This is a genomic window from Hydrogenovibrio sp. 3SP14C1 (genome assembly GCF_029625905.1).
Lineage (GTDB): Bacteria > Pseudomonadota > Gammaproteobacteria > Thiomicrospirales > Thiomicrospiraceae > Hydrogenovibrio.
This window is the reverse complement of the sequence record NZ_JARTLM010000003.1, coordinates 144,069-170,891: the sequence shown is the minus strand read 5'-3', so window position 1 is coordinate 170,891 and position 26,823 is coordinate 144,069. Positions and strand designations below refer to the sequence as shown.

Here is a 26,823-nt window from a genome sequence, read left to right as displayed (position 1 = left end):
AGAAAACAATAAATTAAATGCTTGAAAGTAATTAAGTTTATTGTTACAATCCGCAACCTTAGTGAGCAGTGGCACTATACATGTCACTGCTTTTCTTTTTTTGTAATATGAGAAAAAGATTATTATGGCGACTCAAAATATTCGTATTCGCTTGAAGGCGTTCGATCATCGTTTGATTGATCAGTCTGCTCGTGAGATTACGGAAACAGCTAAAAGAACAGGCGCTCAGGTAAAGGGCCCTATTCCAATGCCTACCCGTAAAGAGCGTTTTACAGTGTTGGTTTCACCGCATGTTAACAAAGATGCGCGTGACCAGTATGAAATTCGTACACATAAGCGTTTGTTGGATATCGTTGATCCGACAGATAAAACAGTTGATGCATTGATGAAATTAGATCTTGCAGCAGGTGTGGATGTACAGTTAGAGCTAAGATAATTAGCTTGGTGTTAACCATCAATCGAAATGGTTAATGTAGAAATAATAATGAGGTAACGATATGGGTATTGGTGTCATTGGTACCAAAGTTGGTATGACTCGTGTATTTAACGAGGATGGTGTATCGACTCCTGTGACGGTGGTGGAAGTTTCGCCAAACCGCATAACACAAATCAAAAATAATGAATCTGATGGTTATGATGCTATTCAGGTGACTTTTGGTTTGAAGCATGCTGGTCGTGTTTCAAAGCCGGAAGCGGGTCATTATGCAAAGGCTGGTGTTGAAGCTGGTCAAGGTTTGTGGGAGTTCAGATTAGATAATGTTTCAGATGCTGAAGGCTTAGAGCTGGGTTCTGAAATTACTGTTGAAAAATTTAATGATGTTGCAGTAGTTGATGTTACAGGCACAACTAAAGGTAAAGGTTTTCAAGGTGGTGTCAAAAGACATAACTTTAAAATGCAAGATGCAACACATGGTAACTCTGTTTCTCACCGTGCACCTGGTTCAATTGGTCAAAACCAAACTCCTGGACGAGTATTCAAAGGGAAGAAAATGGCCGGTCATATGGGGAATGTAAAACAAACAACTCTTAATCTTGAGTTAGTTAAGGTTGATGTTGAAAATTCATTACTGTTGATCAGAGGTGCTTTACCTGGAGCAAATGGTAGTACCGTTATTGTTCGCAAGGCAATTAAATAAGGTGGGCGTGATGGATTTAAAATTAATTGAATTAGCAAGTGGAAAAGAAGCGGGATCCGTTAAAGTCTCAGAAGCTGTATTTGGTACTGAGTTTAATGAATCTCTTGTTCATCAAGTTGTTAACGCCTACCTAGCTGCTGCACGTTCTGGAACTAAAGGCCAGAAAAATCGTTCAGCTGTAAGAGGTGGTGGTGCAAAACCTTGGGCTCAAAAAGGTTCTGGTCGTGCACGCGCAGGTACAAGTCGTGGTCCAATTTGGATTGGCGGTGGCCGTGCGTTCCCTGGTCATAACCGTGATTTTTCACAGAAAGTAAATAAGAAAATGTATCGTGGCGCAATGAAATCAATTTTTTCAGAGTTAGCTCGTACAGAAAGATTGGTAGTCGTTGACGACTTTAAGATAGAAGCACCTAAGACGAAAGACTTTGTTGCTAAGCTAAATACTTTGAATCTGAAGGATGCATTGGTTATTACAGAAGGGTTTGATGAGTATTTATATTTGTCAGCACGTAACTTGTATCATGCAGATGTGTGTGATGTAGCCTCGATTGATCCTGTCAGTCTAGTAGGTTTTAAGTCGATTGTAGTAACACAAGGTGCAATCAAGCAACTTGAGGAGAAGCTAGCATGAGTAAAGAACGTTTACTAAAAGTATTATTGGCTCCTCATGTCTCAGAAAAATCTGCAATGATGGCGGATGCTTCTGAGCAGTATATTTTCAAAGTTGTGCCTAATGCTACAAAGCCTGAAGTTAAACAAGCGGTTGAGTCTTTGTTTGATGTAAAGGTTCAATCTGTAAACATGATCAATATTAAAGGCAAAACAAAAGTCTTTAAAGGTCGAGTTGGTAAACGTAATGGTTTGAGAAAAGCTATTGTTCGTTTAGCTCCTGGGCAAGAGATTGATTTTATTGGTGCTGAATAAGAGGGTTTGTCATGGCTATAATTAAAAAATCAAAACCTACATCACCAGGTCGTCGTTTTGTCGTTAGTGTTGTTGAACCAGATTTGCATAAAGGCAAACCTTTTTCAGCATTGCTAGAAAAGAAATCAAAATCTGGTGGTCGTAACTCTAATGGTCGCATTACAGTAAGACACCAAGGTGGTGGTCATAAGCAGCATTATCGTCAAATCGATTTTAAACGAAACAAAGACGGTGTAGCTGCAGTTGTAGAGCGTCTAGAGTATGATCCAAATAGAACAGCTCACATTGCGTTGTTAAAGTATTCTGATGGTGAAAGACGTTATATTCTTGCACCTAGACATGTTAAAGCGGGTGACCCTGTTGAATCAGGTGAGCATGTTTCTATCAAAGCAGGAAATGCATTACCGTTAAGAAATATTCCAGTGGGTACAGTTGTTCATGCATTAGAAATGAGACCAGGTAAAGGGGCTCAGATTGCTAGAAGTGCTGGTGCTTATGCACAAATTGCTGGACGTGACGGTGCTTATGTTTTAGTTAAGCTACGTTCAGGTGAGATGAGAAAAATCTTAGCTGATTGTCGTGCAACTATCGGTGAAGTTGGAAACCAAGAGCATTCTCTTAGAAAGCTTGGAAAAGCTGGTGCTAAGCGTTGGAAGGGTGTTCGTCCAACAGTTCGTGGTGTTGCAATGAACCCGGTTGACCATCCACACGGTGGTGGTGAAGGTCGTACTTCTGGTGGTCGTAACCCTGTTACACCATGGGGTGTACCGACTAAAGGTAAGAAGACTCGTAGTAATAAGCGTACAGATAAGATGATCGTACGTCGTAGAAATAAATAAGGAAGGACCCTATGCCACGTTCAGTTAAAAAAGGACCTTTTGTAGATCATCACCTTGTTAAAAAGGTGATGGAGGCACAAGAATCTGGTAATAAACGTCCAATAAAAACATGGTCAAGAAGATCTATGATTCTTCCAGACATGATTGGTCTGACGATTGCAGTTCACAACGGTAAAGAGCATATCCCGGTCTATGTTTCAGAAAACATGGTTGGGCATAAGCTTGGTGAATTTTCAATGACTCGCACATATCGCGGTCATGCAGCTGATAAAAAATCTAGATAAGGAGAAATAACATGCAGGTTAGTGCTACTCATAGATTTGCTCGTATTTCTCCTCAGAAAGCGCGTCTTGTAGCGGATTTAATTCGCGGAAAAGATGTAGAAGCAGCTGTAAATATTTTGGCTTTTAGTGATAAAAAAGCCTCTGAGTTGATGAGCAAAGTATTAAATTCGGCTATTGCGAATGCGGAAAATAATGAAGGTGCTGATATTGATGAGCTGAAGGTAACTGCAGCTTATGTCAATGAAGGTCCCATCATGAAGCGTATGCGCGCTAGAGCAAAAGGTCGTGGAAATCGTATCTTAAAACGTATCAGTCATATTACTGTTACAGTTGGCGATAAGTAAGGAGAGTCAGAATGGGTCAAAAAGTACATCCGATTGGGATCCGTCTAGGGATTACAAAAGATTGGAATGCTCGCTGGTATGCGGATAGCAAAAACTATTCTGATTTCCTTATCAGTGATATCGAAATCCGAAATGAGTTAAATAAAAAGCTAAAACATGCTTCAGTAAGCCAAATTAACATTGAACGCGTAGCAAACGGTGTTCGTGTAACTATTCACACTGCCCGCCCGGGTGTTGTGATTGGTAAAAAAGGTGAAGATATTGAGAAGTTAAAGCAAGCATTGATTGCTAAAACTGGCATGCCAGTTAATATCAATATCGAAGAAATCAAGAAGCCTGAGTTAGATGCCAAATTGGTAGCGGAAGGAATTGCACAGCAATTAGAAAAGCGAATTCAATTTCGTCGTGCTATGAAGCGTGCAGTTAGTAATGCAATGCGCTTAGGTGCACAAGGTATTAAAGTAAATGTTTCTGGTCGTTTAAATGGTGCAGAAATTGCACGTGCTGAGTGGTATAGAGAAGGGCGAGTTCCTTTGCATACGCTACGTGCTGACATTGATTATTCGGCTTTCGAAGCAGATACCACTTACGGAAAAATTGGGGTTAAAGTTTGGATCTTTAAGGGTGAAAAGCTAGAAAAGATTTCAATGGTAAGTGATGACAAGAAACAATCTAAAGGCAAGAAAGGCCGTAAATAAAAGGAATACTTGTTATGTTAATGCCAAAACGTACAAAATTTAGAAAGATGCATAAAGGACGTAACCGCGGTCTTGCTAATGTTGGTAACAAAATTAGCTTTGGTGAATTCGGTTTGAAGGCAATGGAACGTGGTCGTATGACTTCGCGTCAAATTGAAGCAGCACGTCGTGTTATGACACGTAAAGTAAAACGTGGTGCTAAAATTTGGATTCGTGTATTTCCTGATAAGCCGATTACCAATAAGCCACTTGAGGTTCGTATGGGTAAAGGTAAGGGTAGCGTAGAGTATTGGGTTGCCCAAGTTCAGCCTGGACGTGTCCTTTATGAAATGCAAGGTGTTGATGAAGTGGTTGCGCGTGAAGCTTTCGAGCTTGCAGCAGCAAAACTTCCTTTCAAGACGCAATTTGTAACAAGAACGGTGATGTAAGATGACTTCAGAATTAAGAGAAAAGTCAGTTGAAGAGCTAAGAGAAGATTTGTTAAATCTTCTTCAGGAGCAATTTAACTTAAGAATGCAACATGCGACTGGTCAGTTGTCGAATAGCGCACAGTTAAAAACTGTTCGCCGTTCTGTTGCACGAGTTAAAACCATCATTCGTCAAAAAGTGAGTAAATAAGAATGGCTGGTAGTGAAAATAAAGCACGTACAATGCAAGGTGTTGTTGTTAGCAACGGCATGGACAAATCAGTTGTAGTGATGACAAATCGTTATATTAAGCATCCTAAATATAAAAAGTTTGTTAGAAAGTCTACAAAAGTTATGGCTCATGATGCAGATAACACCTGCGGAGTTGGTGATAAAGTCACCATTTCAGAATGTACCCCTTTCTCAAAGAGAAAGACTTGGTCATTGGTTTCGATTGACGAAAAAGCTGCATTGTAATAAAAGTAGACTTTTGATATCAATCTGATATAATTGCCCAAATTTTTCACCGCCTTAATAACCAAGCCTGTAAAAAGGAACTAGTTATTTCGGCGGTTTTTGTGTTATTTAAATTTTATGGATGGAGTTCCATCATGATTCAAATGCAAACTGTACTTGATGTCGCTGACAACAGTGGCGCTAGAAAGGTTCAATGTATTAAAGTATTGGGCGGTTCTAAGCGACGCTATGCGAGTGTTGGTGATGTTATTAAAGTAGCTGTTAAAGAAGCTGCTCCACGCGGCAAAGTCAAAAAAGGTGATGTTTTTGATGCGGTTGTCGTTCGTACGGCGCAAGGCGTAAGACGCCCAGATGGTTCAAAGATTAAGTTTGATGGTAATGCTGCTGTTATTCTTAATACTAAGCTTGAACCAATCGGAACACGTATTTTTGGCCCAGTAACACGTGAGTTACGTAACGATAAGTTTATGAAAATCGTTTCACTAGCTCCAGAAGTTTTATAAGGAACTGATAATGAATCGTCTAAGAAAAGGTGATGAGGTTATCGTTATTGCTGGAAAAGACAAAGGGAAACGCGGTTCAGTTTCTCAAGTTATGCAAAATGGTAAGCTAATAGTAGATGGAATTAATTTGGCTAAGAAGCACGTCAAACCTAACCCTATGACAGGTGAACAAGGTGGGATTGTTTCTAAGGAAATGCCTATTGATGCTTCTAATGTTGCTTTATACAATCCTGAAACAAAAAAAGCGGACCGTGTTGGTGTTAGAGTTGAAGGGGACGTTAAGACACGTTTCTTTAAATCTAATGACAAGTCGGTTGATGCTTAAGTAGGTTGAAATATGGCAAGATTACAAAAAATTTATAATGATCAAGTTGTTCCGGCATTAGTCGAAAAGTTTGGTTATAAGTCAGTCATGCAAGCTCCAAAACTCACAAAGATTACGATCAATATGGGTGTTGGTGAAGCAATTGGTGACAAGAAAATACTTGATAATGCAGTGTCTGATATGGAAGCGATTACAGGTCAAAAACCTGTTAAAACGCTTGCGAGACGCTCTGTTGCAAGTTTTAAGGTACGTGATGGTTATCCACTTGGTTGTAAAGTTACACTTCGTGGCGCCAAAATGTATGAGTTTTTGGATAGATTGATTAATGTTGCTTTGCCACGTGTTCGCGATTTCCAAGGTGTTAAAGGAAATGCGTTTGATGGTCGAGGTAATTATAATTTAGGTGTAAAAGAGCAAATCATTTTCCCTGAAATTGAATTTGAAAAGGTTGATAAAATTCGTGGAATGGATATCAACTTTGCAACAACAGCTTCAACTAATGATGAAGCAAAAGCTCTTTTAGAAGCCTTTAATTTTCCATTTAAAAAGCAATAGAGGTTTCTCATGGCAAAGCAATCAATGATTGAAAGAGAAAAGAAAAGAGCGAAGATGGTTGCTAAATATTCAGTAAAAAGAGCTGAATTGAAAAAAGCATCTGTTGATATGTCTCTGAGCTTTGAAGAGCGTGCAGAAGCAATGGATAAGTTAGCAAAGCTACCTAGAAATGCTTCTCCTGTTAGACAACAGAATCGTTGTAGACTGACAGGACGTCCTCATGGTGTTTACAGAAAATTTGGGTTATCACGTAACATGCTAAGACAGTTAGCTATGCAGGGTGATGTTCCTGGTTTAAGAAAAGCAAGTTGGTAAGGATAAATATTTATGAGTATGTCTGATCCAATAGCTGATATGCTAACTCGTATTCGTAATGGGCAAATTGCTGGTCATACGAATGTTGTTATGCCTTCATCAAAAGTTAAAGTTGCAGTCGCAAAAGTATTAGCTGGTGAAGGGTATGTTAGTTCATACAGCGTAAGTGATAAGAATGGTAAGTCAGAATTGTCGGTTGATTTGAAATATTTTGAAGGTCAGCCAGTCATTGAAATGATTAAGCGTGTAAGTCGTCCAGGTTTACGTGTCTATAAGAATACAAATGAATTACCAAAAGTAATCGGTGGTTTAGGAGTTGCAGTAGTTTCAACTTCTAAAGGAATCATGTCTGATCGTGATGCGCGCAGTGCGGGTATCGGCGGTGAGATTCTTTGTTATATAGCTTAAGGGAGATACACAATGTCAAGAATTGCAAAATCTCCTATTACGTTACCATCTGGTGTTGATGTGACAATTAATGGACTTGATGTCTCTGTAAAAGGGTCAAAAGGTGCATTATCTAAAACATTTAACCATGCTGTTTCAGTATCTCTTGAAGACGGTGTTGTAACGGTAGCACCTAAATCCAATAGTAAGAATGCATGGGCACAAGCTGGTACAGCGAGATCTATCATTAATAACATGGTTGAAGGTGTTACAGAAGGATTTGAAAAGAAATTACAATTGGTCGGTGTTGGTTATAGAGCACAGGCACAAGGTAAAGTGCTTAACTTAACGTTAGGTTTTTCACATCCAGTTAATCATCAGTTACCTGAAGGTGTGACAGTTGAAACGCCAAGCCAGACTGAAATCGTAGTTAAAGGCGCAGATAAGCAAGTTGTTGGACAAGTTGCTGCAGAAATTCGTGGGTATAGACCACCAGAACCTTATAAAGGTAAAGGTGTTAAATATGCTGATGAATATATCTTGCGTAAAGAAGCTAAGAAAAAATAAAGGTTGGGAATATAAATGGATAAGAAAGCTACCCGACTACGTAGAGCAAAAAAGACGAGAGCAAAACTTGGTTCACAAGATAGAGCGCGTCTTTGTGTGCACCGCACACCTAAGCATATTTATGCTCAGATTATCTCTTCAGATGGTTCATCTGTTGTTGCTTCATGCTCTACAGTCCAAGCAGATATTAAAAAGCAAGTTGCTTTTGGTGGAAACAAAGAAGCAGCTCAACTCGTTGGTAAGTCAATAGCGGAAAAGGCTAAGGCTGCGGGTATTGAATCTGTTGCATTTGACCGCTCTGGTTTTAAATATCATGGACGCGTTCAAGTCTTGGCAGATTCTGCTCGAGAGAACGGTCTTCAATTTTAAAAGAAGGGATTACAATGTCTTCAAGAGAATTACAAGAAGGTCAAGATGGTCTTGTTGAAAAACTAGTCTCTGTCCGCCGTGTCGCAAAAGTTGTGAAAGGTGGTCGAGTATTTGGTTTTTCTGCTTTAACTGTTGTTGGTAACGGTGAAGGTCGTGTTGGCTATGGAAGTGGTAAGGCGAATGAAGTTCCTGTTGCCATTAAAAAAGCAATGGAAAAAGCTCGTCGTAATATGAAAGATGTTCACCTTGATGGTGGTACATTGCAGTATCCTATTAATTTTAAACAAGGTGCTGCCAATATCGTGATGTTACCTGCCTCTGATGGTACGGGAATCATTGCGGGTGGTGCGATGCGTGCAGTATTAGAAGCAGCTGGTGTAAAAGATGTATTAGCAAAATGTGTTGGTACAACTCGCCCAGTAAACGTTGTTCGTTCAACCGTTAATGCTTTGACAGGAATGAGTAGCCCAGAACTGATTGCTGCAAAACGTGGTAAATCAGTTGAAGAAATTTTAGGTGAATAAAATGTCAGATAAGAAATTAGTCAATGTTACTTTGGTTAAAAGCACTATTGGACGTTTGCCGGCACACAAAGCTTGTGTTTCTGGTTTAGGTTTAAGAAAAATGCACCAAACAGTAGCGGTTATTGACACTCCTGAAAATAGAGGGATGATCAATAAAGTTTCCTATTTGCTTAAAGTAGAGGAAGCATAATATGCATTTAAATACTTTAAAGCCTTCTGAAGGCGCAAAGAAACTTGCCAAACGTAAAGGTCGTGGTCAAGGTTCTGGAAACGGAAAAATGGCAGGTAGAGGTCACAAAGGTCAAAAATCACGTTCTGGTGGAATGCCAAAAATTGGTTTTGAGGGTGGTCAGATGCCATTGCAACGTCGTCTTCCAAAAGTTGGTTTTACATCAAGAAAATCTGCATATGCTGCAGAAATTCGTTTAGATGTATTATCTTCTGTTGATTCTGATGTGATTGATTTGCCAGCATTAAAAGCTGCTAATCTTGTTTCAGAAAAAATTAAGACGGTAAAAGTTATCAATAGTGGTGAGATGAAGAAAGCAGTTAAAATTTCAGGTTTGAAAGTCACTGCTGGCGCAAAAGCTACTATTGAAGCTGCCGGTGGATCGGTAGAAGCTTAATTATGAATAGTCAGTCAATTGAAAATTCAGGCACAGGTGGGTTAAGCCAGAAAATATTTTTTGTCTTAGGTGCATTAATTGTTTACCGCTTAGGAACTCATATTCCTGTTCCTTTGATTGACCCAGTTGCGCTGGCTGCAATGTTTGAACAGCAAAAAGGTACGATCTTAGACATGTTCAACATGTTCTCAGGTGGTGCCCTTCAAAGACTTTCTATCTTGGCGTTGGGGATTATGCCTTATATTTCTGCCTCTATTATTATGCAGTTATTAACGGTGGTATCTCCAACCCTTGAGCAGTTAAAGAAAGACGGCGAAGCTGGTCGAAGAAAAATTACTCAATATACACGTTATGGAACCGTTGTTTTAGCAACATTCCAAGCACTAGGTGTCGCAATAGCATTAGAGTCCCAAAATATAAATGGGATGTCTGTGGTTGTTGAACCTGGTTTGTTGTTTAAGGTCATTGCTGTCGCAACCTTGGTGAGTGGAACAATTTTCCTAATGTGGTTAGGTGAGCAGATTACTGAAAGAGGTATCGGAAATGGTATTTCTTTAATTATTTTTGCAGGTATTGTAGCAGGCCTACCTTCTGCACTTGGCGGAACGTTTGAGCAAGTGAATACTGGTGCTATGCATGCGATTACAGCTTTTGTATTGTTGGCATTGGTGTTTCTGGTTATTGCGTTCGTTGTCTTCGTTGAACGAGGCCAGCGTCGTATACCTATCCACTATGCTCAACGTATGCGTGGTCGCAAGCTATATGGTGGTCAAGAAGGACACCTTCCATTGAAGTTAAACATGGCGGGTGTTATTCCTCCTATATTTGCTTCAAGCATCATTCTATTCCCAGCAACACTTGGTGGATGGTTTGGTACTGCGGAAAATATGGGATGGCTTAAGGATATCGCTACGACGATGTCTCCAGGTCAGCCTTTGTATATTTTATTTTATGCAATGGCGATTATTTTCTTTTGTTTTTTCTACACAGCAATTGTCTTTAATCCAAACGAGACAGCTGATAACTTAAGAAAATCTGGTGCTTATATCCCAGGTATTCGCCCTGGTCAGCAAACAGCAAGAAGAATTGATACAATCATGAGTCGTTTAACATTGGCAGGGGCAATTTATATTACACTTGTCTGTTTGTTACCTGAATTCTTGATTTTGTATTGGAATGTTCCTTTTTATTTTGGTGGAACATCATTGCTGATTATTGTTATTGTGGTCATGGATTTTATGACAAATATCCAAGCTCACATGCAATCAGGTCAATACGAAAGTATGATGAAGAAAGCTAATTTAAAGGGTCGGTAATTTTAATTTATTGAAAATTAGAGTTACTACTAGTAATTAATCCTAGAAATGAGTATAATCGCTCGTTTTTCGGTAGATGGATAGTTAAGGAGCGCAAAATGGCTCGTATTGCCGGCGTAAACATTCCAGTAAATAAACATATTGTTATTGGATTAAGATCGATCTACGGGGTTGGACAAACGACAGCTCAAAAAATTTGTGCAGATGTGAAGATTGATCCAACAACGAAAGTTCGTGAACTAACTGAAGAACAGTTAGAAGCACTTCGTTCAGAAGTTACAAAGTTTAAGATTGAAGGTGATCTTCGTCGTGACGTTACTATGAACATCAAACGTTTGATGGATATGGGATGTTACAGAGGAATTCGCCATCGTCGTAGCCTTCCTTTAAGAGGGCAGCGCACAAAAAATAATGCTCGTACTCGTAAGGGTCCTAAAAAACCTATTAAGCGTTAAGCATAAATTAGAGATTAGATATGGCAAAAGCAAATTCACGTGTTAAAAAGAAGGCAAAACAGGTAGTAACTGATGCAGTTGCACATGTTCATGCAACTTTTAATAACACCATTGTTACCATTACAGATCGTCAAGGAAATGCACTATGCTGGGCTACGTCCGGTGGAAGTGGTTTCCGTGGTTCGCGTAAAAGTACTCCTTTTGCTGCTCAGGTAGCGGCAGAGCGCGCTGGTCAAATGGCGACGGAATATGGTGTTAAGAATATGGATGTTATGGTTAAAGGTCCTGGACCCGGCCGTGATTCAGCAGTTAGAGGTTTAAACAGTGTTGGTTTTAAAATTACATCTATCGCAGATGTTACACCAATCCCTCATAACGGCTGTCGTCCGCCTAAAAAACGTCGCGTTTAAAATTCAGAGGTAGAAGATGGCTAGATATATTGGTCCAAAATGTAAACTATCACGTCGTGAAGGTACGGATCTATTTTTGAAGAGCGGTGTTCGTAGCATCGAATCAAAATGTAAGATTGATCAACTACCTGGTCAGCATGGTGCTGGTCGTAAGCGCGTAACTGAATACGGTTTACAGTTAAGAGAAAAACAAAAAGTTCGTCGTATTTATGGCGTTCTTGAAAAGAAGTTCCGTTTATATTACAAAGAAGCAGATCGTCGTAAAGGATCTACAGGTGTTAATCTACTTCAGCTTTTAGAAAGCCGTTTAGATAACGTTGTATACCGTATGGGATTTGCTTCAACACGCGCTGAAGCTCGTCAACTTGTATCGCATAAATCGATTCAAGTGAACGGACAGTCTGTAAATATTCCTTCTTACGAAGTAGCAGCTGGCGATGTAATCAGTATTAGAGAAAAATCTCGTAACCAATCACGTATTGCTGCCGCACTAGAATTGAGTGCACAAGCTGGTAACGTTGGTTGGGTTGAAGTTGATTCTAGTAAGTTTGAAGGTGTCTTCAAAACTTTACCAGATCGTTCTGACTTGTCTGCTGATATTTCAGAAAACTTAATTGTCGAGCTTTACTCTAAGTAAACCCTTTGAAACGGAGATAACTTCTAATGCAAGAGATGTTAGAGCAGCTACTAACTCCACGTTTAGTAGATATTAAAACGGTTAACGGTTTTAATAGCCGTGTAACTCTTGAGCCTCTAGAGCGTGGTTTTGGGCATACTCTAGGGAATGCTTTGAGAAGAATCTTATTATCTTCCATGCCGGGTGCTGCGATTGTTGAAGCACAAATAGATGGTGTATTACACGAGTATTCAGCTATTGAGGGTGTTCGTGAAGATGTTTTAGAAATCATGCTTAATTTAAAGGAAGTTGCCATTAAATTAAATGAAACTTCTGAAGCAGAATTAACACTATCTAAAAAGGGTCCTGCAGTTGTGACTGCAGCTGATATTCAGTTGAACCATGATACTGAAATCATGAACCCAGATCTTGTTATCGCTCACCTTGGTGAGGGTGCTGAACTTTCAATGAAGCTAAAGGTCGAAAAAGGGATTGGTTACAGAGCAGCTGTACAGTCTTCTGATTCTGAGTCGGCTAACATCGGTGTTTTAAAATTGGATGCAAGTTTCAGTCCTGTTAAAACAGTGAGTTACGAAGTTCAAAATGCTCGTGTAGAGCAAAGAACCGATTTAGATAAACTGATATTGAATGTCGTCACTGATGGAACTTTAGATCCTGAAGATGCGATTAAACAAGCTGCAACTGTTCTACATTATCAATTGATTGCTTTTGTTGATTTAAAACATAAAGAAATTGTTGTTCAAGAAGAAGAAGAAAATGAATTTGATCCAATCTTCTTACAGCCGGTTGATGATTTAGAGTTGACAGTTCGTTCAGCTAACTGTTTAAAAGCAGAGCAAATCTATTACATTGGTGATTTAGTTCAAAGAGCTGAATCAAGCTTGTTAAAGACTCCAAACCTAGGTAAAAAATCATTGCAGGAAATTAAAGATGTTCTTGCTCAAAGAGGTTTAGGTTTAGGAACAAAACTCGAAAACTGGCCACCTTCAAGTTTGGTTAGTAAAGAGTCAGCATAATTTAAAGGAAAGCTACCATGCGTCATCGTAAAAGTGGTCGTAAATTAAATCGTAATAGCTCACATCGTAAAGCGATGTTCAGAAACATGTCTGCATCTTTATTTGAACATGAGATGATTAAGACAACTGTTGCTAAAGCGAAAGAATTACGTGGTGTTGCTGAACCGCTAATCACATTAGCTAAGCAAGACAGCGTTCATAACCGTCGTATTGCTTTTTCACGTTTACGTGACAAAGCAGCGGTTGGAAAATTATTTTCAGAAATAGGTCCTCGTTACGAGTCAAGACCTGGTGGGTATATTCGCATTCTTAAATGTGGATTCCGTCCGGGTGATAATGCTCCAATGGCTTATGTTGAATTAGTAGATCGTCCGGAAGTGGACTCTACTGAATCTGAAGATTAAAATAAGAAGCCAGCATTAGCTGGCTTTTTTTATGTCTTATCTATTTGATACTCACTGCCATCTGGCAGACCCAAAATTCAATTTTACTCTGGCAAATGATTTAGATACTGCCAAACAACACTCTACGTTAGAATTTCTTTCTGTCGGAACCTCACCTGCTGACTGGTCTGAAACACTTCAACTTGCAAATCATTTTCAAAATATTCATGCCGCTTTAGGATTACACCCCTATTTTATTGATGCCAATCATGCTTTACATTTAAGTGAATTAGAGACTTTAGTGTCGTTAAATTCTATTAGTGCCATTGGCGAGATTGGGTTAGATTATTCAAAACAGGTTAAAGCGGATGAATCCTTGCAAATGTCTGTGTTTAGACAGCAGATAGAGATTGCGCAATTCCATAATCTACCCGTTTCCATTCATTGTCTGAAAGCTTATAATCCAATGTTAAAGTTTTTACAGCGGCATTCCGTTGAAGGGGTCATGCATGGCTTCGCAGGTGGCTCGGAAATGGCGACACAATTTATTGAAGCTGGTTTGTATATCGGGGTGAATTCTGTCCTGTTAAATCAAAATGCACGACGCTACCATGAGATGGTGCAGCTTATTGGTCTAGAAAGGCTTGTACTAGAGTCTGATGCACCTTTTGGGATGAATCTTTATCCAGACAGCCCTTTATCGAGTTTAAGGCTTGTTGCTGGTAAAATCGCAGAATTATTAAATTGTTCTGTTGATTGTGTCATTGAGCAAACAACTCGTAATGCAGAACAACTATTTATAAGGAAGCGATCATGACACCACTTTTTGAACGAAGCTTACTGGTTTTTGAAGAGCAAGGCATTAAACAACTTCAAAATTCGCATGTCTTGGTTGCTGGTGTCGGTGGTGTGGGCGGATTTGTTATAGAAGCCTTGGCTAGAGCGGGGGTTGGAAAGCTGACCATCGTGGATCATGATTCGGTTTCTCCCTCGAATCTTAATCGACAGATTATCGCTCTAGAGTCTACTCTGGGTGAAAATAAAGCCGTGGTGATGAAAAATCGTATCAATGATATTAACCCCGCCTGTGAAGTGAATACAATTCAATCTTTTTTGCGTCCTGAAGATATGGATGAGTTGCTAGGGGAAGAGTTTGATTATGTCGTCGATGCGATAGACAGTTTGAATTGTAAAGTTGCCTTGGTAGCGACGGCTCACCAAAAAGGTTTGAAAGTGGTTTCTAGCATGGGTGCGGGTCGGCGTATTGATCCAAGCAAAATAGTCGTTGCAGATATTTCAAAAACTCATACTTGTGGCCTTGCTCGTAATATGCGCCAACGGCTTAAAAAACAAAGAATTGCCAAAGGAATCCCCGTTGTTTTTTCAACAGAGCTGCCGAAAGCGCCTGGCCCTATGGAAGAAATCGAAGGGGCAAGAGGGCGTGTTGTAAATGGGACAGCCAGTTATATGCCGGGTATATTTGGGTTGATGCTGGCCGGGTTAGTGATTAAAGATTTGGCGAGCTAAGTTTTTAATAGACAAGTGGGTAGAGACCGGACTGTTTGACCTTTTTGCTGGCACCTTCAATAATGCCCGATGCTTGCCAACGTTGTAATGTTTGGCTTAGCAAGGGGTGCATTTCTTTGGCGTTCATTCCGGGGCTTAAGTGGTCGGAATAGAGCAGCTTCAACATAATATAATCCAGCCCTGTGAGTAAGTCTAATTTACTCTTATCATTTGCAATGCTCGGGAAGACCCAATCCGAATCGTTTGGCAAGCCCATGATTTGAGTGGTTTCTTCCACAATACAAGCGGGTAATAACCCTCGGCTCATAACAAAATCAACCGGAATAACCACTTTGGCGTCAACGATTTCATGTTGATGGTTCAAACGAAAGCTGCCAGAACAATTACTTTGACGACTTAACGCTTTTGAGTCTTTCTGTATATAACGTTTAATCGCTGTTTGATAATGTTGGTCTTGCGTGAAGATGATTTCAAGGTTAGGCCGTTGTCCACCTTCCGTTGGCACAATGGGATGATTCGTAATGGTTTGCAGCTGGACTAAATGCGTTGTGGTCAAGTTTTCGATGAATGGGTTTTTGGGAAGACCGAGATAAGTGAATTGGTAATGAATCGGTGCTCGCCATTTGACTAGCCGCAGATCGGTTTGGCGGTATTCATTTTTCAAGGCCACTTCTATAAAGGCACGCTCTATATACTGAATGTCTTGCCAGTCAGTATTTGAAGGTGCAGCCCATGCAAACTGAGAAAGGAGCCATAGGCTAAATGTTTGCCAAATGAATTTTTGCATTCAACCTCCTGGAATAGGTTGTGGTATTTTCATTAAAACAGCCAGGCCTGGCCGTTTTTAATGAAAATACTTGGCGTTAAACGCTTAACCCAGAACCTTTTTCAAATAATGTCCGGTGTAAGAGTGTTTATTTTGTGCCACTGTTTCGGGGGTACCGGTGGCGATTATTTGACCACCACCAGAACCGCCTTCCGGCCCAAGATCAACAATCCAATCAGCGGTTTTAATCACATCTAGGTTGTGTTCGATAATGACAATGGTATTGCCGTGGTCACGAAGATTGCGAATGACTTTGAGTAATAACTCAATGTCATGGAAATGCAGTCCGGTTGTCGGTTCATCCAGAATATACAGTGTATTCCCCGTGTCTCGTTTAGACAGTTCTTTTGCAAGTTTCACGCGTTGCGCTTCCCCGCCGGAAAGCGTGGTCGCACTTTGCCCTAGCTTAATGTAGCCTAAACCAACTTCCATCAGCATTTGAAGTTTTCTGGAAATCACTGGAATGGCGTCGAAGAAAGCACGTGCATCTTCTACTGTCATGTCCAATATTTCGTGAATGTTCTTGCCTTTATAATTGACTTGTAACGTTTCTCGATTATATCGAGCCCCATCACATACGTCACAGGCAACATATACATCCGGCAAGAAATGCATCTCAACTTTCAAGACTCCATCTCCCTGGCAAGCTTCACAGCGACCGCCTTTAACATTAAAGCTAAAACGTCCAGGTGTATAACCACGAGTACGTGCTTCTGGCGTTGCCGATAAAATTTCGCGAATAGGCGTGAAAAGCCCAGTATATGTGGCCGGGTTGGAGCGTGGCGTACGTCCGATTGGGCTTTGATCAATATTAACAACTTTATCAAAGTGCTCTAACCCGGTGATTTTTTCATAAGGAGCAGGTTCTAATAAAGCCTTATTAAGTTTACTGGCCGTGATTTTATAAAGGGTTTCATTAATCAAGGTCGACTTTCCAGAACCTGACACCCCTGTAATGCAAGTGAGTAAACCAGTAGGAATTTCTAAATCGACAGTTTGTAAATTGTTACCTGAAGCACCCTGAATGGATAACCAGTTATCTGGTAACGGTAGGCGGCTTTTCGGAATTTGAATCGCTTTTTCTCCCGTTAGGTATTGCCCGGTTAAAGAAGCCTTGGTTTGCATGACTTCTTCCGGGGTGCCTTGTGCCATGATGCGACCACCATGAATACCCGCGCCTGGCCCTATGTCCAAGACATAGTCAGCAGCACGAATCGCATCTTCATCATGTTCCACTACGATGACGGTATTTCCCAAATCTCTTAAACGCGTCAGGGTACTAAGCAAGCGATCATTGTCTCGTTGGTGTAGCCCGATAGAGGGCTCGTCTAGTACGTACATGACACCGACCAGTCCAGCACCAATCTGGCTGGCCAGTCTAATACGCTGTGCTTCCCCACCGGAAAGTGTGTCCGCACTTCGGTTTAGCGTTAAATAGTTCAACCCAACGTTGACGAGAAACGATAAGCGGTCATAAACTTCTTTAATAATTTTTTCAGCAATCTCCCCTTTGGTACCTTGCAATTCCAGTTGGCTGAAAAAGTCATACAAGTCACCAATGGGGCGTTCTGTTAACGCGGGTAGGGTTTCATCTGCGACAAAAACATGGCGTGCTGCTTCATTTAAACGTGCACCATGACAACTACTACAGGCATGTGATACACGAAATTTTTCCAGTTCATCTCGAACAGTTTTGCTGTCGGTTTCAGTAAAGCGACGCTCCATATTGGGAATAACCCCTTCAAAGCGACGCGTATCGGAATATCGTCCATGGGGTAAAGGTAGTTTTTCTTTACCTGAGCCGTATAGCACGATGTTCTGTTGTTCTTTGGTCAGCTCCAACCAAGGGGTTTCCATGTCAAATTGATAATAATCGGCAACGGCTTTCAGTAAATCATAATAATATTTATGACGACGATCCCAACCGCGAATGGCACCGCCAGCCAAGCTTAGGTCTGGGTGCATAATCACGCGTTCAGCATCAAAGCTTTGTTTAACCCCTAACCCATCACAAGTCGGACAGGCACCATGTGGGTTATTGAATGAAAAAATTCGAGGTTCCAATTCTGGAACGGAGTAACCACATTTAGGGCATGAAAAGCGTTCGGAAAACAACAAATGAAAATCATCATCCTCATCCATTGGTACCACTTGTGCAATACCATCAGCAAGATGCAATGCCATTTCAAAAGATTCGGCCAAACGTTGTTTAATGTCAGGGCGAATTTTGAATCGATCAACGACTACTTCGATGTCGTGTTTATATTTTTTATCCAGCTCAACCGATCCATCTAGTTCCATCAATTTGCCATTGATGCGAGCACGGATATACCCTTGGGCTTGAAGTTCATCAAGCAGATTTTGGTGAGCGCCTTTTTTGCCACGCACGACGGGGGCAATCAATAAACATTTCGTCCCTTCGGGAAGTTCTAATGTGTGATCCACCATTTGGCTGACGGTTTGCGCGACGAGGTCAGTGTTATGCGTTGGGCAGCGCGGTGTTCCAGCTCGAGCATACAGTAGGCGCAAGTAATCATAAATTTCAGTCACCGTACCAACGGTTGAGCGTGGATTATGTGAGGTGGATTTTTGTTCGATTGAAATCGCAGGAGAAAGTCCTTCGATGTGATCAATGTCTGGCTTTTCCATAACCGATAAAAACTGACGCGCATAGGCAGATAAGGATTCAACGTAACGACGTTGGCCTTCCGCATAAATGGTATCAAACGCCAGAGAAGATTTTCCCGAACCGGATAGCCCTGTAATCACAATCAACTTGTCTCGTGGCAAAGTGACATCGATGTTTTTCAAATTATGGGTGCGAGCACCTCGAACAATAATCTCTTCTAGCATGCGGGGTTAGCCTGTCGGTTATGAAAGCAAAAGTCTTATTATAACAAAACACTAGCGTGGAATGACATTGTCCACACCTTTGTAAAATAAGTCAGAAGAGAATGAGAGGGTTAGTTTTTTTGGTTTGAAATCAAGACGCGCCCAGACACGGTGATGCTTAGGCGAGTGTCTCCCGTTTCAATTATTGGTGCCGCTTGTGTGGAAGCTACTTTAGAGGCGTAAGCTGATAGTGACCGTTCAAAAGGAGGTGTTGGTGTGGTGTGTTGGATTTGTGTTTGTGTGATTCGATATGTCGATTGACCGAATGCGTCAGCAATCACTTTCGCTTGGCTCTGGTACCGCGCTAAAGCGCGCTTTAATAAAGATGTCATGGTTTGTTCACGCTGTGACTCTGAAACGGAAAAGCGAATGTCGTTATAATTTAAATAAGGTTGCACCTTGGTCAAAATTTCAGCCAGGCCTGGCTGATTTTTAAGGCTTAAATGAAGTGTTTGTTGCCCCTTCCAGTGTTGGATTTTTTTGTGCTCATTATAAACGGGCATCACTCGATAATTTTGCGTGCTCACCGTTATTTCAGGGTAGCGATTCAAAATAGTTTGCGCTTGATGCATTTTTTGATTGATCTGGCGTTGAACGGCTTGAGCTGTTTTCTCTTCAGCTTGGGCGATAAAGTGCACGCTGACAAAGTCATTTTCAACGCGTTGGCTTTCGGTCACGGAAAAAGTCACTTGGTTAAATTGAAGCAGCGTATCGCCAGCTTGACTGAAAGGTGTGAAGAATAAACTCGTTAAGCAGAGCAGAACAATAAGAGGGTGGATGTTCATTTTCGGACTCCTGTTTAAAGAATTCGGAACAATGCTATAATGCGGCCTATTTAAACGATTAAACACCGATGCAATTCTTTTCGCTCTCAGCGTGAAAAACACATCTATAAAGATAAACAGGATATCACAAATGTCAGAAACCAGTCGTAGTATGGCGCCGATTGAACGACGTGCCGCTTTTTCAGTCGCAGGAATTTTTTCGACTCGCATGCTCGGTCTGTTTATGATTTTCCCCGTGTTTGCCTTGTTTGCTCATGAAGAATTTCAAGGGGTAACAGCAACACAAATAGGGATTGCCATGGGGATTTATGGTTTAACGCAAGCCGTTCTTCAAATTCCTTATGGCATGCTGTCGGATCGTTTTGGTCGTAAGCCGCTGATTATTTTAGGGATGCTGGTCTTTATGATTGGATCCATTGTGTGTGCGATGGCCGATTCCATTGAAATGATGATTGTCGGTCGAGCCATTCAAGGGATGGGCGCCGTTGCGGCAGTCTTGATGGCAACGGTTGCTGACTTGGTCACAGAGCAGTTTCGTTTAAGAGCTATGTCAATTGTGGGTATGACGATAGGCTTGTCATTTACCGTTTCATTAGTTGCAGGGCCGGTGTTAGGCGAATTATTCGGCGTAAGAGGAATCTTCTGGGTTATTGCCGGTCTGGGTGTTTTAGGTATTTTGTTGGTGCTGTTTGCTGTTCCGAAGATTGAGAACCAAATCTATCAGCGAGAAGCGGAGGCTGATCCGAGCCAGTTTAAAGACGTGATTAAAAATCCACAATTACTCCGCTTGGATATCGGGGTGTTTGTGTTGCACGCCATGCTGACCGCGATGTTTATTGCCATCCCGTTTATGATTCGAGATAGTGCTGGCTTAGATTCACTGCATCATTGGGAGTTGTATTTGCCAGTGATGTTATTGTCATTCGTTTTAATGGTTCCGTTTATTATCCAAGCCGAATCGAAAGGGCGCATGAAACCGATTTTTGTTGGGGCGATTTTGACTATTGCGCTCATACAGCTAGGCTTTTTATTTGGTGTGAGTGGCTTCTGGTCAATGTTTGCTTTGTTACTGGTTTTCTTTACAGCCTTTAACTTATTAGAAGCCTCTTTGCCTTCACTTGTGGTAAAGCTTTCTCCTGCAGACAAAAAGGGGACCGCCAGTGGCGTTTACTCTAGTAGCCAGTTTTTAGGTGCGGCTTCCGGTGGTTTTATTGGCGGTTGGTTTTACGAAATGTATAGTCTGGAAGGGCTGTTTCTCTTTACCGCCACGATAGGCCTTGTTTGGTTTTTAGTTGCCATGAGCATGACTAGACCGCTTCCTTTGAGTATTGCCTCTGTTCATTACACGACCGATCTGAATGAATCCGAAGAACAACAGTTAACGGAAAAGTTGCTGTCCTATGAAGGGATTTATGAAGTGGTCTTCTTGTTGGATGAGCATCGCGTGTTCTTTAAGATTGATCGCAAGCTCATTAACGAAGTTGGGTTAATAGACTATCTTGAGAATGGGCTGGCATAATAAAGGGTAAGTAGAAAATTTATCTGATTGTCATAACGATATATAAAATTTGAATTATCTTTTTTGACCTAAAAAAGGTATTATTTGAAGATTAAAAATAAAGAAATTTGGGGAGTAAAAGATGGCGCGTGGTGTCAATAAAGTGATTTTGGTTGGAACGCTAGGGAGAGATCCTGAGCTTAAGTATGCAGCAAATGGGAATGCAATTGCGAATTTAAATGTTGCAACTTCAGAGCAATGGAATGATAAAGCATCCGGTCAAAAGCAAGAAAAAACAGAATGGCATCGTGTCGTCATTTTCGGCAAGTTGGCCGAAATTGCAGGCCAATACTTAAGCAAGGGTTCTCAGGTTTACTTGGAAGGGAAGTTGCAAACACGTAAATGGCAAGATCAAAACACAGGACAAGACCGTTATTCGACAGAAGTGGTTATTGATTTTAATGGACAGATGCAGATGTTGGGCGGTGGTAATCGTCAAGGGTCTGATGCGCCGTTTGATAATAATGCTGCCGGGCTTGGTCAACAAGCCCCTCAAGCGCCACAGCAAAATAATGCCGGTATGAACCAGCAGCAAGCCCAACCTGGTTTCGGTCAAACTGCACCGCAACAGCAGTCTGCGCCACAACAAGGGTTTGGTGGACAGCCAAATAACAACCCTGCGCCAGCGCAGCAAGTGCCTGCTTATACAGCAAATGACTTTGATGACGATGATGTACCGTTTTAAAATCCATCAAGTTTATAAGTGTTGATTAAAAGTCTAAAAAAGCCCGCTCTAACAGCGGGCTTTTTATTTTGATAAAGTATTTTTGAAATTGGCTTAATTGTTTTCGATTTTGGTCGATAACAGTATATAGAGGGAGTCAATATGAATAAAAATGAAATCACACCGGCTTTACAGTATTTCTTTAAAAGACTTGAGCGTAAGTCGGAAGAAGTTCGTCAGCATAAATTAGCGACGGAAGATAAAAAAGAAATCGTTCCTTTTGATGAAGTTGAGCGGTTCGCACGCGCTATTATGACCCAGAATATTTTTATTCATACGGTTGGGGTAAACGGGAAGCCTGAATCGACGATTTTAACCAAAGCCATGTTTAGTATTAATAAGGTTGTGCGACTCTATTACAGCACGAGTTTGGATGAAGATCGTCAAGGATATTTGAGAATACACCCTGATCGAAAGAAGCAGCTGATTGTAGTTGAACGGTTACATGGGTTCCGTCCGAAGCCGGAAATTTTATATGCGAGCTTGGATGAGTGTCATGTGATTCGATTCTTTGTGGGTTGGTTGCTGCGCCGAATTGATTGGGAAAAAACTAAAATTGATAATTTGGATCTATATAAGAAATTTGTCGATTTAGAGCGCAAAGAGTTAGAGAAAGCCATTGCTGCAGAAGAAGCTGAAAGGCAAGAAGAGGAATTACAGCAAACGCTAGATAAGCACTTTAAAGGGAAGCAGAGAATTCCGAGTTCAAGGGTTCGATAGTGAATGGTGATTTTTAGTGGTTTCTTTGAACCGCTAAGTCAGCTAAAGACAATAATGCTTGTTTGATTTCAGAGTCATCTAAAGGAGTCAAAGCTGCTTTGGCTTTTTCCGCCTCTTGGGTGGCAATTTCTTGCGTATACTGAATGGCGCCAGATGTTTGAATAATAGCAGTGACTTCATCCAGTAATTTGATCCCATCTGTTTCGATGGCCTTGCGAATTAATAATTTCTCTTCATCGGTTCCATTTTCAAGTACATAGATTAGAGGCAAAGTCGGTTTCCCTTCTGCCAAATCATCCCCTAAGTTCTTACCGAGTTCATCCGCATCTGCCATGTAGTCCAAAGCATCATCAATGAGCTGGAAAGCCGCCCCTAAATGACGTCCATAGGTTGCAAACCCTGTTTCCAATTCAGGTTTTTCACTCAAAATAGGCCCTAATATGGTTGCGGCTTCAAACAGTTTGGCGGTTTTACGGTGAATGACTTCCATGTATCTTTGGCTAGAGGTGCTGGCATCATGACAGTTGAGTAGTTGTAGTACTTCACCTTCGGCAATCACGTTAGTGGTTTCTGACATGACGTCCATGACGCGCATAATTCCGGGTTCCACCATCATTTCGAATGATCGGGAATATAAGAAATCACCGACCAATACGCTGGCAGCATTGCCCCAGACTTCATTGGCAGTTTTATTTCCACGACGTGTTTCAGATTCGTCCACCACATCATCATGTAGTAATGTTGAGGTGTGAATGAACTCGATGACAGCTGCAAGGGTAAGGTGGTCTTTGCCTTTATAGCCACAGGCATGTGCGGATAATAATACTAATAAAGGGCGTAAACGCTTTCCACCATTGTTAATGATGTAATGACCGATCTGATTAATAAGGACAACATCGGAAGACAGTTTAGACAGAATCAATTGGTCAGTGGCTGTAATGTCATCCTGAATAAGTTTTCGAATCTGTGAAAGCGTCATAAGTTAAATGGGATTGTTGTTGATTAGTTAAGACGCTAAAGTTTAGTATGAAAAGCAATAGAAGCAAAGCTGTAAATGGTTTTTTTCAATAAAAAACAGTGAGTTTGCTGGTTTTTATCACCCGGTGAAGTTTTTTTACAAATTATCTCTATTGGTGTTTGACCTAAAATGTAAAAGGTTATATAATCCCGCCTTTGCCGTTTCTGACGGTGTGAAAACAGAATTAATGAAATTGAAACCGGGAGTTTCCAAGAATGTATGCGGTAATTAAAACCGGTGGTAAGCAATATCGTGTTCGTGAAGGTCAAATTTTACGTGTTGAGTCCTTAGGTGCAAACGAAGGCGACAAAGTTGAGTTTGATCAAGTCATGATGGTTGGTGAAGGTGCAGATGTTAAATTAGGTGCACCTCTTGTTGAAGGTGCAAAAGTTGCAGCAACCGTTACTTCAAACGGTCGTGGTAAGAAAGTAACAATCATCAAGTTCCGTCGTCGTAAGAACAGATCACGTACTAAGCAAGGCCATCGTCAAAATTATACTGAAGTTGAAATTACAGGTATTTCAGCTTAATTTTTGAACTTGTTGTGAATACAGTAAGTTTGGTCGATTAATTTAAAGCCTCGCGTTATTTCTGAGTAGGGAATAACCAGGTTAACAGGAGATGTCACCATGGCTCATAAAAAGGCTGCAGGTAGTACTAAAAACGGTCGCGATTCTAATGCTAAGCGATTAGGCGTTAAACGTTTTGGTGGTGAGCAAGTTCTAGCAGGAAGCATTATCGTTCGTCAGCGTGGAACTAAGTTTCATGCAGGTGATAATGTTGGTCGCGGTAAAGATGATACTTTGTTTGCAAAAGCGACTGGTGAAGTTGCTTTCGTAACGAAAGGTAAGCCACTACGTACGTTCGTAACAATCAAAGCTGACTAATTTAACAGTCGCTGACATTGTTATCAAAAGCCCCGCTGCGTCGGGGCTTTTTTATTTCTAGGTTAAATGTTTTCTCTACGCTAAAATAAAGTGCAATCAGTTTACCGAGCTGAACGTATTCACGATATAGACGTTATTAGGGAAATAGGATTAAGGTCATGCAATTTGTAGATGAAGCCAATATTCGGGTAGAAGCGGGGCGCGGTGGGAACGGCGTCGCAAGTTTTCGCCGTGAAAAATATATTCCATTCGGTGGTCCCAATGGGGGTGACGGAGGCGATGGTGGCAGTATTTATTTAATTGCTGACCGCAATATCAACACCTTGATTGATTTCCGTTATACCCGTGATTATAAAGCACAAAATGGTCAAGCGGGAATGGGGCAGCAAAAAACCGGACGTGCAGGGCAGGACCTGATTATCCCGGTCCCAGAAGGAACGATTGTTCGAGATATTGATACTCAGGAAATGATTGGCGATTTGGTTGATCATGGTCAGAAATTATTAGTCGCTCATGGTGGGCGTCACGGTTTGGGAAATATACACTTTAAAAGTAGTACCAACCGTACACCGCGCCAATGTACCCCTGGAGAGCCAGGTGATGAGCGTAATCTAGGGCTGGAACTGTCGGTCTTGGCTGATGTCGGCTTGTTGGGGTTGCCGAATGCAGGTAAATCAAGTTTGATTACAGCGGTTTCTGCCGCACGCCCAAAGGTTGCTAACTATCCTTTCACGACGTTATACCCTAATTTAGGGGTGGTTCGTGTTTCACCTGAATCCAGTTTTGTGATTGCTGATATTCCAGGATTGATTGAAGGCGCTTCGGAAGGAGCCGGATTAGGGGTTCAATTCTTGAAGCATTTGTCGAGAACAGGGTTGCTTTTACATGTGGTGGATATTGCGCCGATGGATGAAATGGATCCTGTTGAATCGGTTCGAGTGATTGAGAAAGAGCTGGAAAAATACAGTGATGCATTGGCAGGTAAAGAGCGCTGGTTGGTTTTAAATAAAACCGATTTATTGCTGGAAGAAGAAGCCAATGAATTATGCGATCAGATTGTTGAGCGCTTGAATTGGACGGGACCTGTTTTTGCCATTTCAGCGGTGAACCGAGTGGGTACGGATGACTTGGTGAAAGAAGTTGCTTATGGTTTAGAGCAAAATCGTTTAAAAGCGCAAGAAACGTCTGTTGAAGAGTAGGGAATTGTTGTGTTAACCCGATCAGATATTCATCAAAAATCACGCCGTTGGGTGGTCAAAATTGGAAGTGCCTTACTGACCAATGATGGGCGCGGTCTGAATAAAGAAGCGATGGCACAATGGGTGTCTCAGATGGTGGCGTTACGTCAGCAGGGTATTGAGCTTGTTATTGTGTCTTCTGGGTCTGTAGCGGAAGGCATGCAACGCCTTGGATGGTCGAAGCGTCCTTCTGAAATTAATGAGTTACAAGCCGCTGCCGCGGTTGGGCAGATGGGATTGGTTCAGGCGTATGAATCGGAGTTTGCCAAAAACAGCATTCACACCGCACAAATTTTGATGACGCACGATGATTTGTCTAACCGAGCTCGGTATTTGAATGCGTCTAATACGATTCAAACTCTACTAGAGCATGGTGTTGTCCCTGTTATTAATGAAAATGACACAGTCGTGACCGATGAAATTCGTTTTGGCGATAATGATACCTTGGCGGCATTGACTGCGAATTTAGTGTCTGCGGATGTGTTGGTGATTTTGACTGATCAAAATGGTCTGTATAATGATAACCCACGCACGAACCCGAAAGCCGAGTTGATTTCAGAGGCTCAAGTGAGTCGTAAAGATATTGAAGCGATGGCCAGTTCCGAAGGCGGTAGTTTAGGCAAAGGCGGTATGTATACCAAAGTGATGGCTGCCAAACGCGCGGCACGTTCAGGCACCGCAACCTTTATTGCCTCAGGTCGAGAAGACAATGTGCTCCCTCGATTGTTGGCAGGAGAGCCGCTGGGTACTTTATTGATTCCAGATCTAGAGCCTTTGACTGCCAAAAAGCGTTGGCTGGCAGGACATTTGCAGGCTAAAGGTCAATTGGTGTTGGACGAAGGGGCGGTGAAAGCGCTACAGTCTTCAGGTAAAAGCTTGCTGCCTATTGGTGTGAAGGATATGAGTGGTGAGTTTCAGCGAGGCGAGATGGTGGTTTGTGTGAATGATAAAAATCAGGAAGTGGCTCGCGGTTTGGTGAACTATCCGTTCTTTGAGACACAAAAAATCATGGGACATCCTTCTTCAGAAATCAATCAAATACTGGGTTATAGCGACGGTGAGTTCTTGATTCACTGTGATAATTTAGTCTTGGCTGATTAGTTTAAAAAACGACCAGGCCTGGTCGTTTCTTTAATTTGTCTTAAAATCTT

General features: G+C 41.4%; 40 protein-coding genes. 36 read left to right on the top strand and 4 right to left on the bottom strand.

Going from position 1 to position 26,823, the window contains the following annotated elements; all coding sequences use genetic code 11:
• The first annotated feature begins 124 nt into the window (after positions 1–124).
• From rpsJ to P8629_RS03585, 29 genes are all read left to right on the top strand, one after another.
• Entirely contained in the window at positions 125–436 is a 312-nt protein-coding gene (rpsJ, locus tag P8629_RS03725) for a 30S ribosomal protein S10 (protein ID WP_011369715.1), read from the top strand.
• Positions 437–497: 61 nt separating this feature from the next.
• Positions 498–1,136, top strand: a complete 639-nt coding sequence (gene rplC / locus P8629_RS03720; RefSeq protein WP_278164582.1) for a 50S ribosomal protein L3 — start codon at positions 498–500, stop codon at positions 1,134–1,136.
• Positions 1,137–1,146: 10 nt separating this feature from the next.
• Positions 1,147–1,767, top strand: a complete 621-nt coding sequence (gene rplD / locus P8629_RS03715; protein WP_278164581.1) for a 50S ribosomal protein L4 — start codon at positions 1,147–1,149, stop codon at positions 1,765–1,767.
• The gene (gene rplW, locus P8629_RS03710; RefSeq protein ID WP_278164579.1) at positions 1,764–2,060 is read left to right on the top strand and encodes a 50S ribosomal protein L23; all 297 of its coding nucleotides are present in this window, start codon (positions 1,764–1,766) and stop codon (positions 2,058–2,060) included. Before rplD ends, rplW begins: the two co-directional genes overlap by 4 nt.
• Positions 2,061–2,071: 11 nt before the next feature.
• On the top strand, positions 2,072–2,899 hold the full coding sequence (rplB, locus tag P8629_RS03705; protein ID WP_278164577.1) for a 50S ribosomal protein L2: 828 nt from the start codon (positions 2,072–2,074) through the stop codon (positions 2,897–2,899).
• Between the two features lie 11 nt (positions 2,900–2,910).
• Positions 2,911–3,183 (top strand): 30S ribosomal protein S19, encoded by a 273-nt coding sequence (rpsS, locus tag P8629_RS03700; protein ID WP_278164575.1) that lies wholly within the window; start codon positions 2,911–2,913, stop codon positions 3,181–3,183.
• A gap of 11 nt (positions 3,184–3,194) precedes the next feature.
• Complete coding sequence (rplV, locus tag P8629_RS03695) at positions 3,195–3,527, top strand: 50S ribosomal protein L22 (protein WP_278164573.1); 333 nt, start codon at positions 3,195–3,197, stop codon at positions 3,525–3,527.
• An 11-nt stretch (positions 3,528–3,538) separates the two neighbouring features.
• Positions 3,539–4,225, top strand: a complete 687-nt coding sequence (gene rpsC / locus P8629_RS03690) for a 30S ribosomal protein S3 (RefSeq protein ID WP_278164572.1) — start codon at positions 3,539–3,541, stop codon at positions 4,223–4,225.
• Positions 4,226–4,239: 14 nt separating this feature from the next.
• Positions 4,240–4,653 carry a 50S ribosomal protein L16 gene (gene rplP, locus P8629_RS03685; protein ID WP_011369723.1) on the top strand — a complete coding sequence of 138 codons (414 nt, stop codon included), beginning with the start codon at positions 4,240–4,242 and terminating at the stop codon, positions 4,651–4,653.
• A gap of 1 nt (position 4,654) precedes the next feature.
• On the top strand, positions 4,655–4,843 hold the full coding sequence (gene rpmC / locus P8629_RS03680; protein WP_278164569.1) for a 50S ribosomal protein L29: 189 nt from the start codon (positions 4,655–4,657) through the stop codon (positions 4,841–4,843).
• Between the two features lie 2 nt (positions 4,844–4,845).
• On the top strand, positions 4,846–5,109 hold the full coding sequence (gene rpsQ, locus P8629_RS03675; RefSeq protein ID WP_278164567.1) for a 30S ribosomal protein S17: 264 nt from the start codon (positions 4,846–4,848) through the stop codon (positions 5,107–5,109).
• A 134-nt stretch (positions 5,110–5,243) separates the two neighbouring features.
• On the top strand, positions 5,244–5,612 hold the full coding sequence (gene rplN / locus P8629_RS03670) for a 50S ribosomal protein L14 (protein ID WP_011369726.1): 369 nt from the start codon (positions 5,244–5,246) through the stop codon (positions 5,610–5,612).
• A 10-nt stretch (positions 5,613–5,622) separates the two neighbouring features.
• Positions 5,623–5,937, top strand: a complete 315-nt coding sequence (rplX, locus tag P8629_RS03665) for a 50S ribosomal protein L24 (protein ID WP_278164554.1) — start codon at positions 5,623–5,625, stop codon at positions 5,935–5,937.
• A gap of 12 nt (positions 5,938–5,949) precedes the next feature.
• Positions 5,950–6,492: a 50S ribosomal protein L5 gene (gene rplE / locus P8629_RS03660; RefSeq protein ID WP_278164552.1), complete on the top strand. Its 543-nt coding sequence runs from the start codon at positions 5,950–5,952 to the stop codon at positions 6,490–6,492.
• 9 nt (positions 6,493–6,501) lie between these two features.
• Entirely contained in the window at positions 6,502–6,807 is a 306-nt protein-coding gene (rpsN, locus tag P8629_RS03655) for a 30S ribosomal protein S14 (RefSeq protein WP_278164549.1), read from the top strand.
• A 12-nt stretch (positions 6,808–6,819) separates the two neighbouring features.
• Positions 6,820–7,215 (top strand): 30S ribosomal protein S8, encoded by a 396-nt coding sequence (rpsH, locus tag P8629_RS03650; RefSeq protein ID WP_278164547.1) that lies wholly within the window; start codon positions 6,820–6,822, stop codon positions 7,213–7,215.
• A gap of 12 nt (positions 7,216–7,227) precedes the next feature.
• Entirely contained in the window at positions 7,228–7,761 is a 534-nt protein-coding gene (gene rplF / locus P8629_RS03645) for a 50S ribosomal protein L6 (RefSeq protein ID WP_278164545.1), read from the top strand.
• 15 nt (positions 7,762–7,776) lie between these two features.
• Positions 7,777–8,130 (top strand): 50S ribosomal protein L18, encoded by a 354-nt coding sequence (gene rplR, locus P8629_RS03640; protein ID WP_278164543.1) that lies wholly within the window; start codon positions 7,777–7,779, stop codon positions 8,128–8,130.
• Positions 8,131–8,144: 14 nt separating this feature from the next.
• Complete coding sequence (gene rpsE / locus P8629_RS03635) at positions 8,145–8,654, top strand: 30S ribosomal protein S5 (RefSeq protein WP_278164541.1); 510 nt, start codon at positions 8,145–8,147, stop codon at positions 8,652–8,654.
• Position 8,655: 1 nt separating this feature from the next.
• Positions 8,656–8,844: a 50S ribosomal protein L30 gene (gene rpmD / locus P8629_RS03630; RefSeq protein WP_135795023.1), complete on the top strand. Its 189-nt coding sequence runs from the start codon at positions 8,656–8,658 to the stop codon at positions 8,842–8,844.
• 1 nt (position 8,845) lies between these two features.
• Positions 8,846–9,280 (top strand): 50S ribosomal protein L15, encoded by a 435-nt coding sequence (gene rplO, locus P8629_RS03625; RefSeq protein ID WP_278164538.1) that lies wholly within the window; start codon positions 8,846–8,848, stop codon positions 9,278–9,280.
• Between the two features lie 2 nt (positions 9,281–9,282).
• Positions 9,283–10,596 (top strand): preprotein translocase subunit SecY, encoded by a 1,314-nt coding sequence (gene secY / locus P8629_RS03620; RefSeq protein ID WP_011369736.1) that lies wholly within the window; start codon positions 9,283–9,285, stop codon positions 10,594–10,596.
• A 98-nt stretch (positions 10,597–10,694) separates the two neighbouring features.
• Entirely contained in the window at positions 10,695–11,051 is a 357-nt protein-coding gene (gene rpsM / locus P8629_RS03615; protein WP_278164535.1) for a 30S ribosomal protein S13, read from the top strand.
• A gap of 20 nt (positions 11,052–11,071) precedes the next feature.
• Positions 11,072–11,461: a 30S ribosomal protein S11 gene (gene rpsK, locus P8629_RS03610; RefSeq protein WP_068647290.1), complete on the top strand. Its 390-nt coding sequence runs from the start codon at positions 11,072–11,074 to the stop codon at positions 11,459–11,461.
• A 16-nt stretch (positions 11,462–11,477) separates the two neighbouring features.
• The gene (gene rpsD, locus P8629_RS03605; RefSeq protein WP_278164532.1) at positions 11,478–12,098 is read left to right on the top strand and encodes a 30S ribosomal protein S4; all 621 of its coding nucleotides are present in this window, start codon (positions 11,478–11,480) and stop codon (positions 12,096–12,098) included.
• A 26-nt stretch (positions 12,099–12,124) separates the two neighbouring features.
• Complete coding sequence (locus P8629_RS03600) at positions 12,125–13,114, top strand: DNA-directed RNA polymerase subunit alpha (RefSeq protein ID WP_011369740.1); 990 nt, start codon at positions 12,125–12,127, stop codon at positions 13,112–13,114.
• A gap of 17 nt (positions 13,115–13,131) precedes the next feature.
• Entirely contained in the window at positions 13,132–13,518 is a 387-nt protein-coding gene (gene rplQ, locus P8629_RS03595) for a 50S ribosomal protein L17 (RefSeq protein ID WP_278164529.1), read from the top strand.
• Between the two features lie 31 nt (positions 13,519–13,549).
• Positions 13,550–14,314, top strand: coding sequence for a TatD family hydrolase (locus tag P8629_RS03590; protein WP_278164527.1), 765 nt, complete (start codon positions 13,550–13,552; stop codon positions 14,312–14,314).
• A complete protein-coding gene (locus P8629_RS03585; RefSeq protein ID WP_278164525.1) occupies positions 14,311–15,024 on the top strand; it encodes a tRNA threonylcarbamoyladenosine dehydratase in 714 nt (237 codons plus the stop codon). Before P8629_RS03590 ends, P8629_RS03585 begins: the two co-directional genes overlap by 4 nt.
• A gap of 4 nt (positions 15,025–15,028) precedes the next feature.
• Here P8629_RS03585 and P8629_RS03580 read toward each other — a convergent pair whose 3' ends face one another.
• The 3 genes from P8629_RS03580 to P8629_RS03570 form a co-directional block, all read right to left on the bottom strand.
• Positions 15,029–15,811 carry a DUF2927 domain-containing protein gene (locus P8629_RS03580; protein ID WP_278164523.1) on the bottom strand — a complete coding sequence of 261 codons (783 nt, stop codon included), beginning with the start codon at positions 15,809–15,811 and terminating at the stop codon, positions 15,029–15,031.
• 84 nt (positions 15,812–15,895) lie between these two features.
• Positions 15,896–18,703, bottom strand: coding sequence for an excinuclease ABC subunit UvrA (gene uvrA, locus P8629_RS03575; protein WP_278164521.1), 2,808 nt, complete (start codon positions 18,701–18,703; stop codon positions 15,896–15,898).
• A 110-nt stretch (positions 18,704–18,813) separates the two neighbouring features.
• Positions 18,814–19,527, bottom strand: coding sequence for an SIMPL domain-containing protein (locus P8629_RS03570; RefSeq protein ID WP_278164519.1), 714 nt, complete (start codon positions 19,525–19,527; stop codon positions 18,814–18,816).
• A 130-nt stretch (positions 19,528–19,657) separates the two neighbouring features.
• Between P8629_RS03570 and P8629_RS03565 the strand changes: the two genes are divergently transcribed.
• The 3 genes from P8629_RS03565 (at position 19,658) to P8629_RS03555 (ending at position 22,529) form a co-directional block, all read left to right on the top strand.
• Entirely contained in the window at positions 19,658–21,046 is a 1,389-nt protein-coding gene (locus P8629_RS03565) for an MFS transporter (protein ID WP_278164517.1), read from the top strand.
• Between the two features lie 121 nt (positions 21,047–21,167).
• Positions 21,168–21,770: a single-stranded DNA-binding protein gene (gene ssb, locus P8629_RS03560; protein WP_278164515.1), complete on the top strand. Its 603-nt coding sequence runs from the start codon at positions 21,168–21,170 to the stop codon at positions 21,768–21,770.
• Between the two features lie 141 nt (positions 21,771–21,911).
• The gene (locus tag P8629_RS03555; RefSeq protein WP_278164513.1) at positions 21,912–22,529 is read left to right on the top strand and encodes a hypothetical protein; all 618 of its coding nucleotides are present in this window, start codon (positions 21,912–21,914) and stop codon (positions 22,527–22,529) included.
• A 13-nt stretch (positions 22,530–22,542) separates the two neighbouring features.
• Here the strand turns inward: P8629_RS03555 and ispB are convergent, their stop codons facing one another.
• The gene (ispB, locus tag P8629_RS03550; RefSeq protein ID WP_278164511.1) at positions 22,543–23,508 is read right to left on the bottom strand and encodes an octaprenyl diphosphate synthase; all 966 of its coding nucleotides are present in this window, start codon (positions 23,506–23,508) and stop codon (positions 22,543–22,545) included.
• A gap of 254 nt (positions 23,509–23,762) precedes the next feature.
• On the opposite strand from ispB, the gene rplU reads away from it, so the two are divergent.
• The 4 genes from rplU to proB all read left to right on the top strand — a co-directional run bounded on the left by rplU (position 23,763) and on the right by proB (position 26,773).
• A complete protein-coding gene (gene rplU, locus P8629_RS03545; protein WP_278164510.1) occupies positions 23,763–24,077 on the top strand; it encodes a 50S ribosomal protein L21 in 315 nt (104 codons plus the stop codon).
• A gap of 99 nt (positions 24,078–24,176) precedes the next feature.
• A complete protein-coding gene (gene rpmA, locus P8629_RS03540; protein WP_011369763.1) occupies positions 24,177–24,434 on the top strand; it encodes a 50S ribosomal protein L27 in 258 nt (85 codons plus the stop codon).
• A gap of 158 nt (positions 24,435–24,592) precedes the next feature.
• Positions 24,593–25,633 (top strand): Obg family GTPase CgtA, encoded by a 1,041-nt coding sequence (cgtA, locus tag P8629_RS03535; protein ID WP_278164507.1) that lies wholly within the window; start codon positions 24,593–24,595, stop codon positions 25,631–25,633.
• Positions 25,634–25,642: 9 nt separating this feature from the next.
• Positions 25,643–26,773, top strand: a complete 1,131-nt coding sequence (gene proB, locus P8629_RS03530; protein ID WP_278164505.1) for a glutamate 5-kinase — start codon at positions 25,643–25,645, stop codon at positions 26,771–26,773.
• Positions 26,774–26,823: the final 50 nt, after the last annotated feature.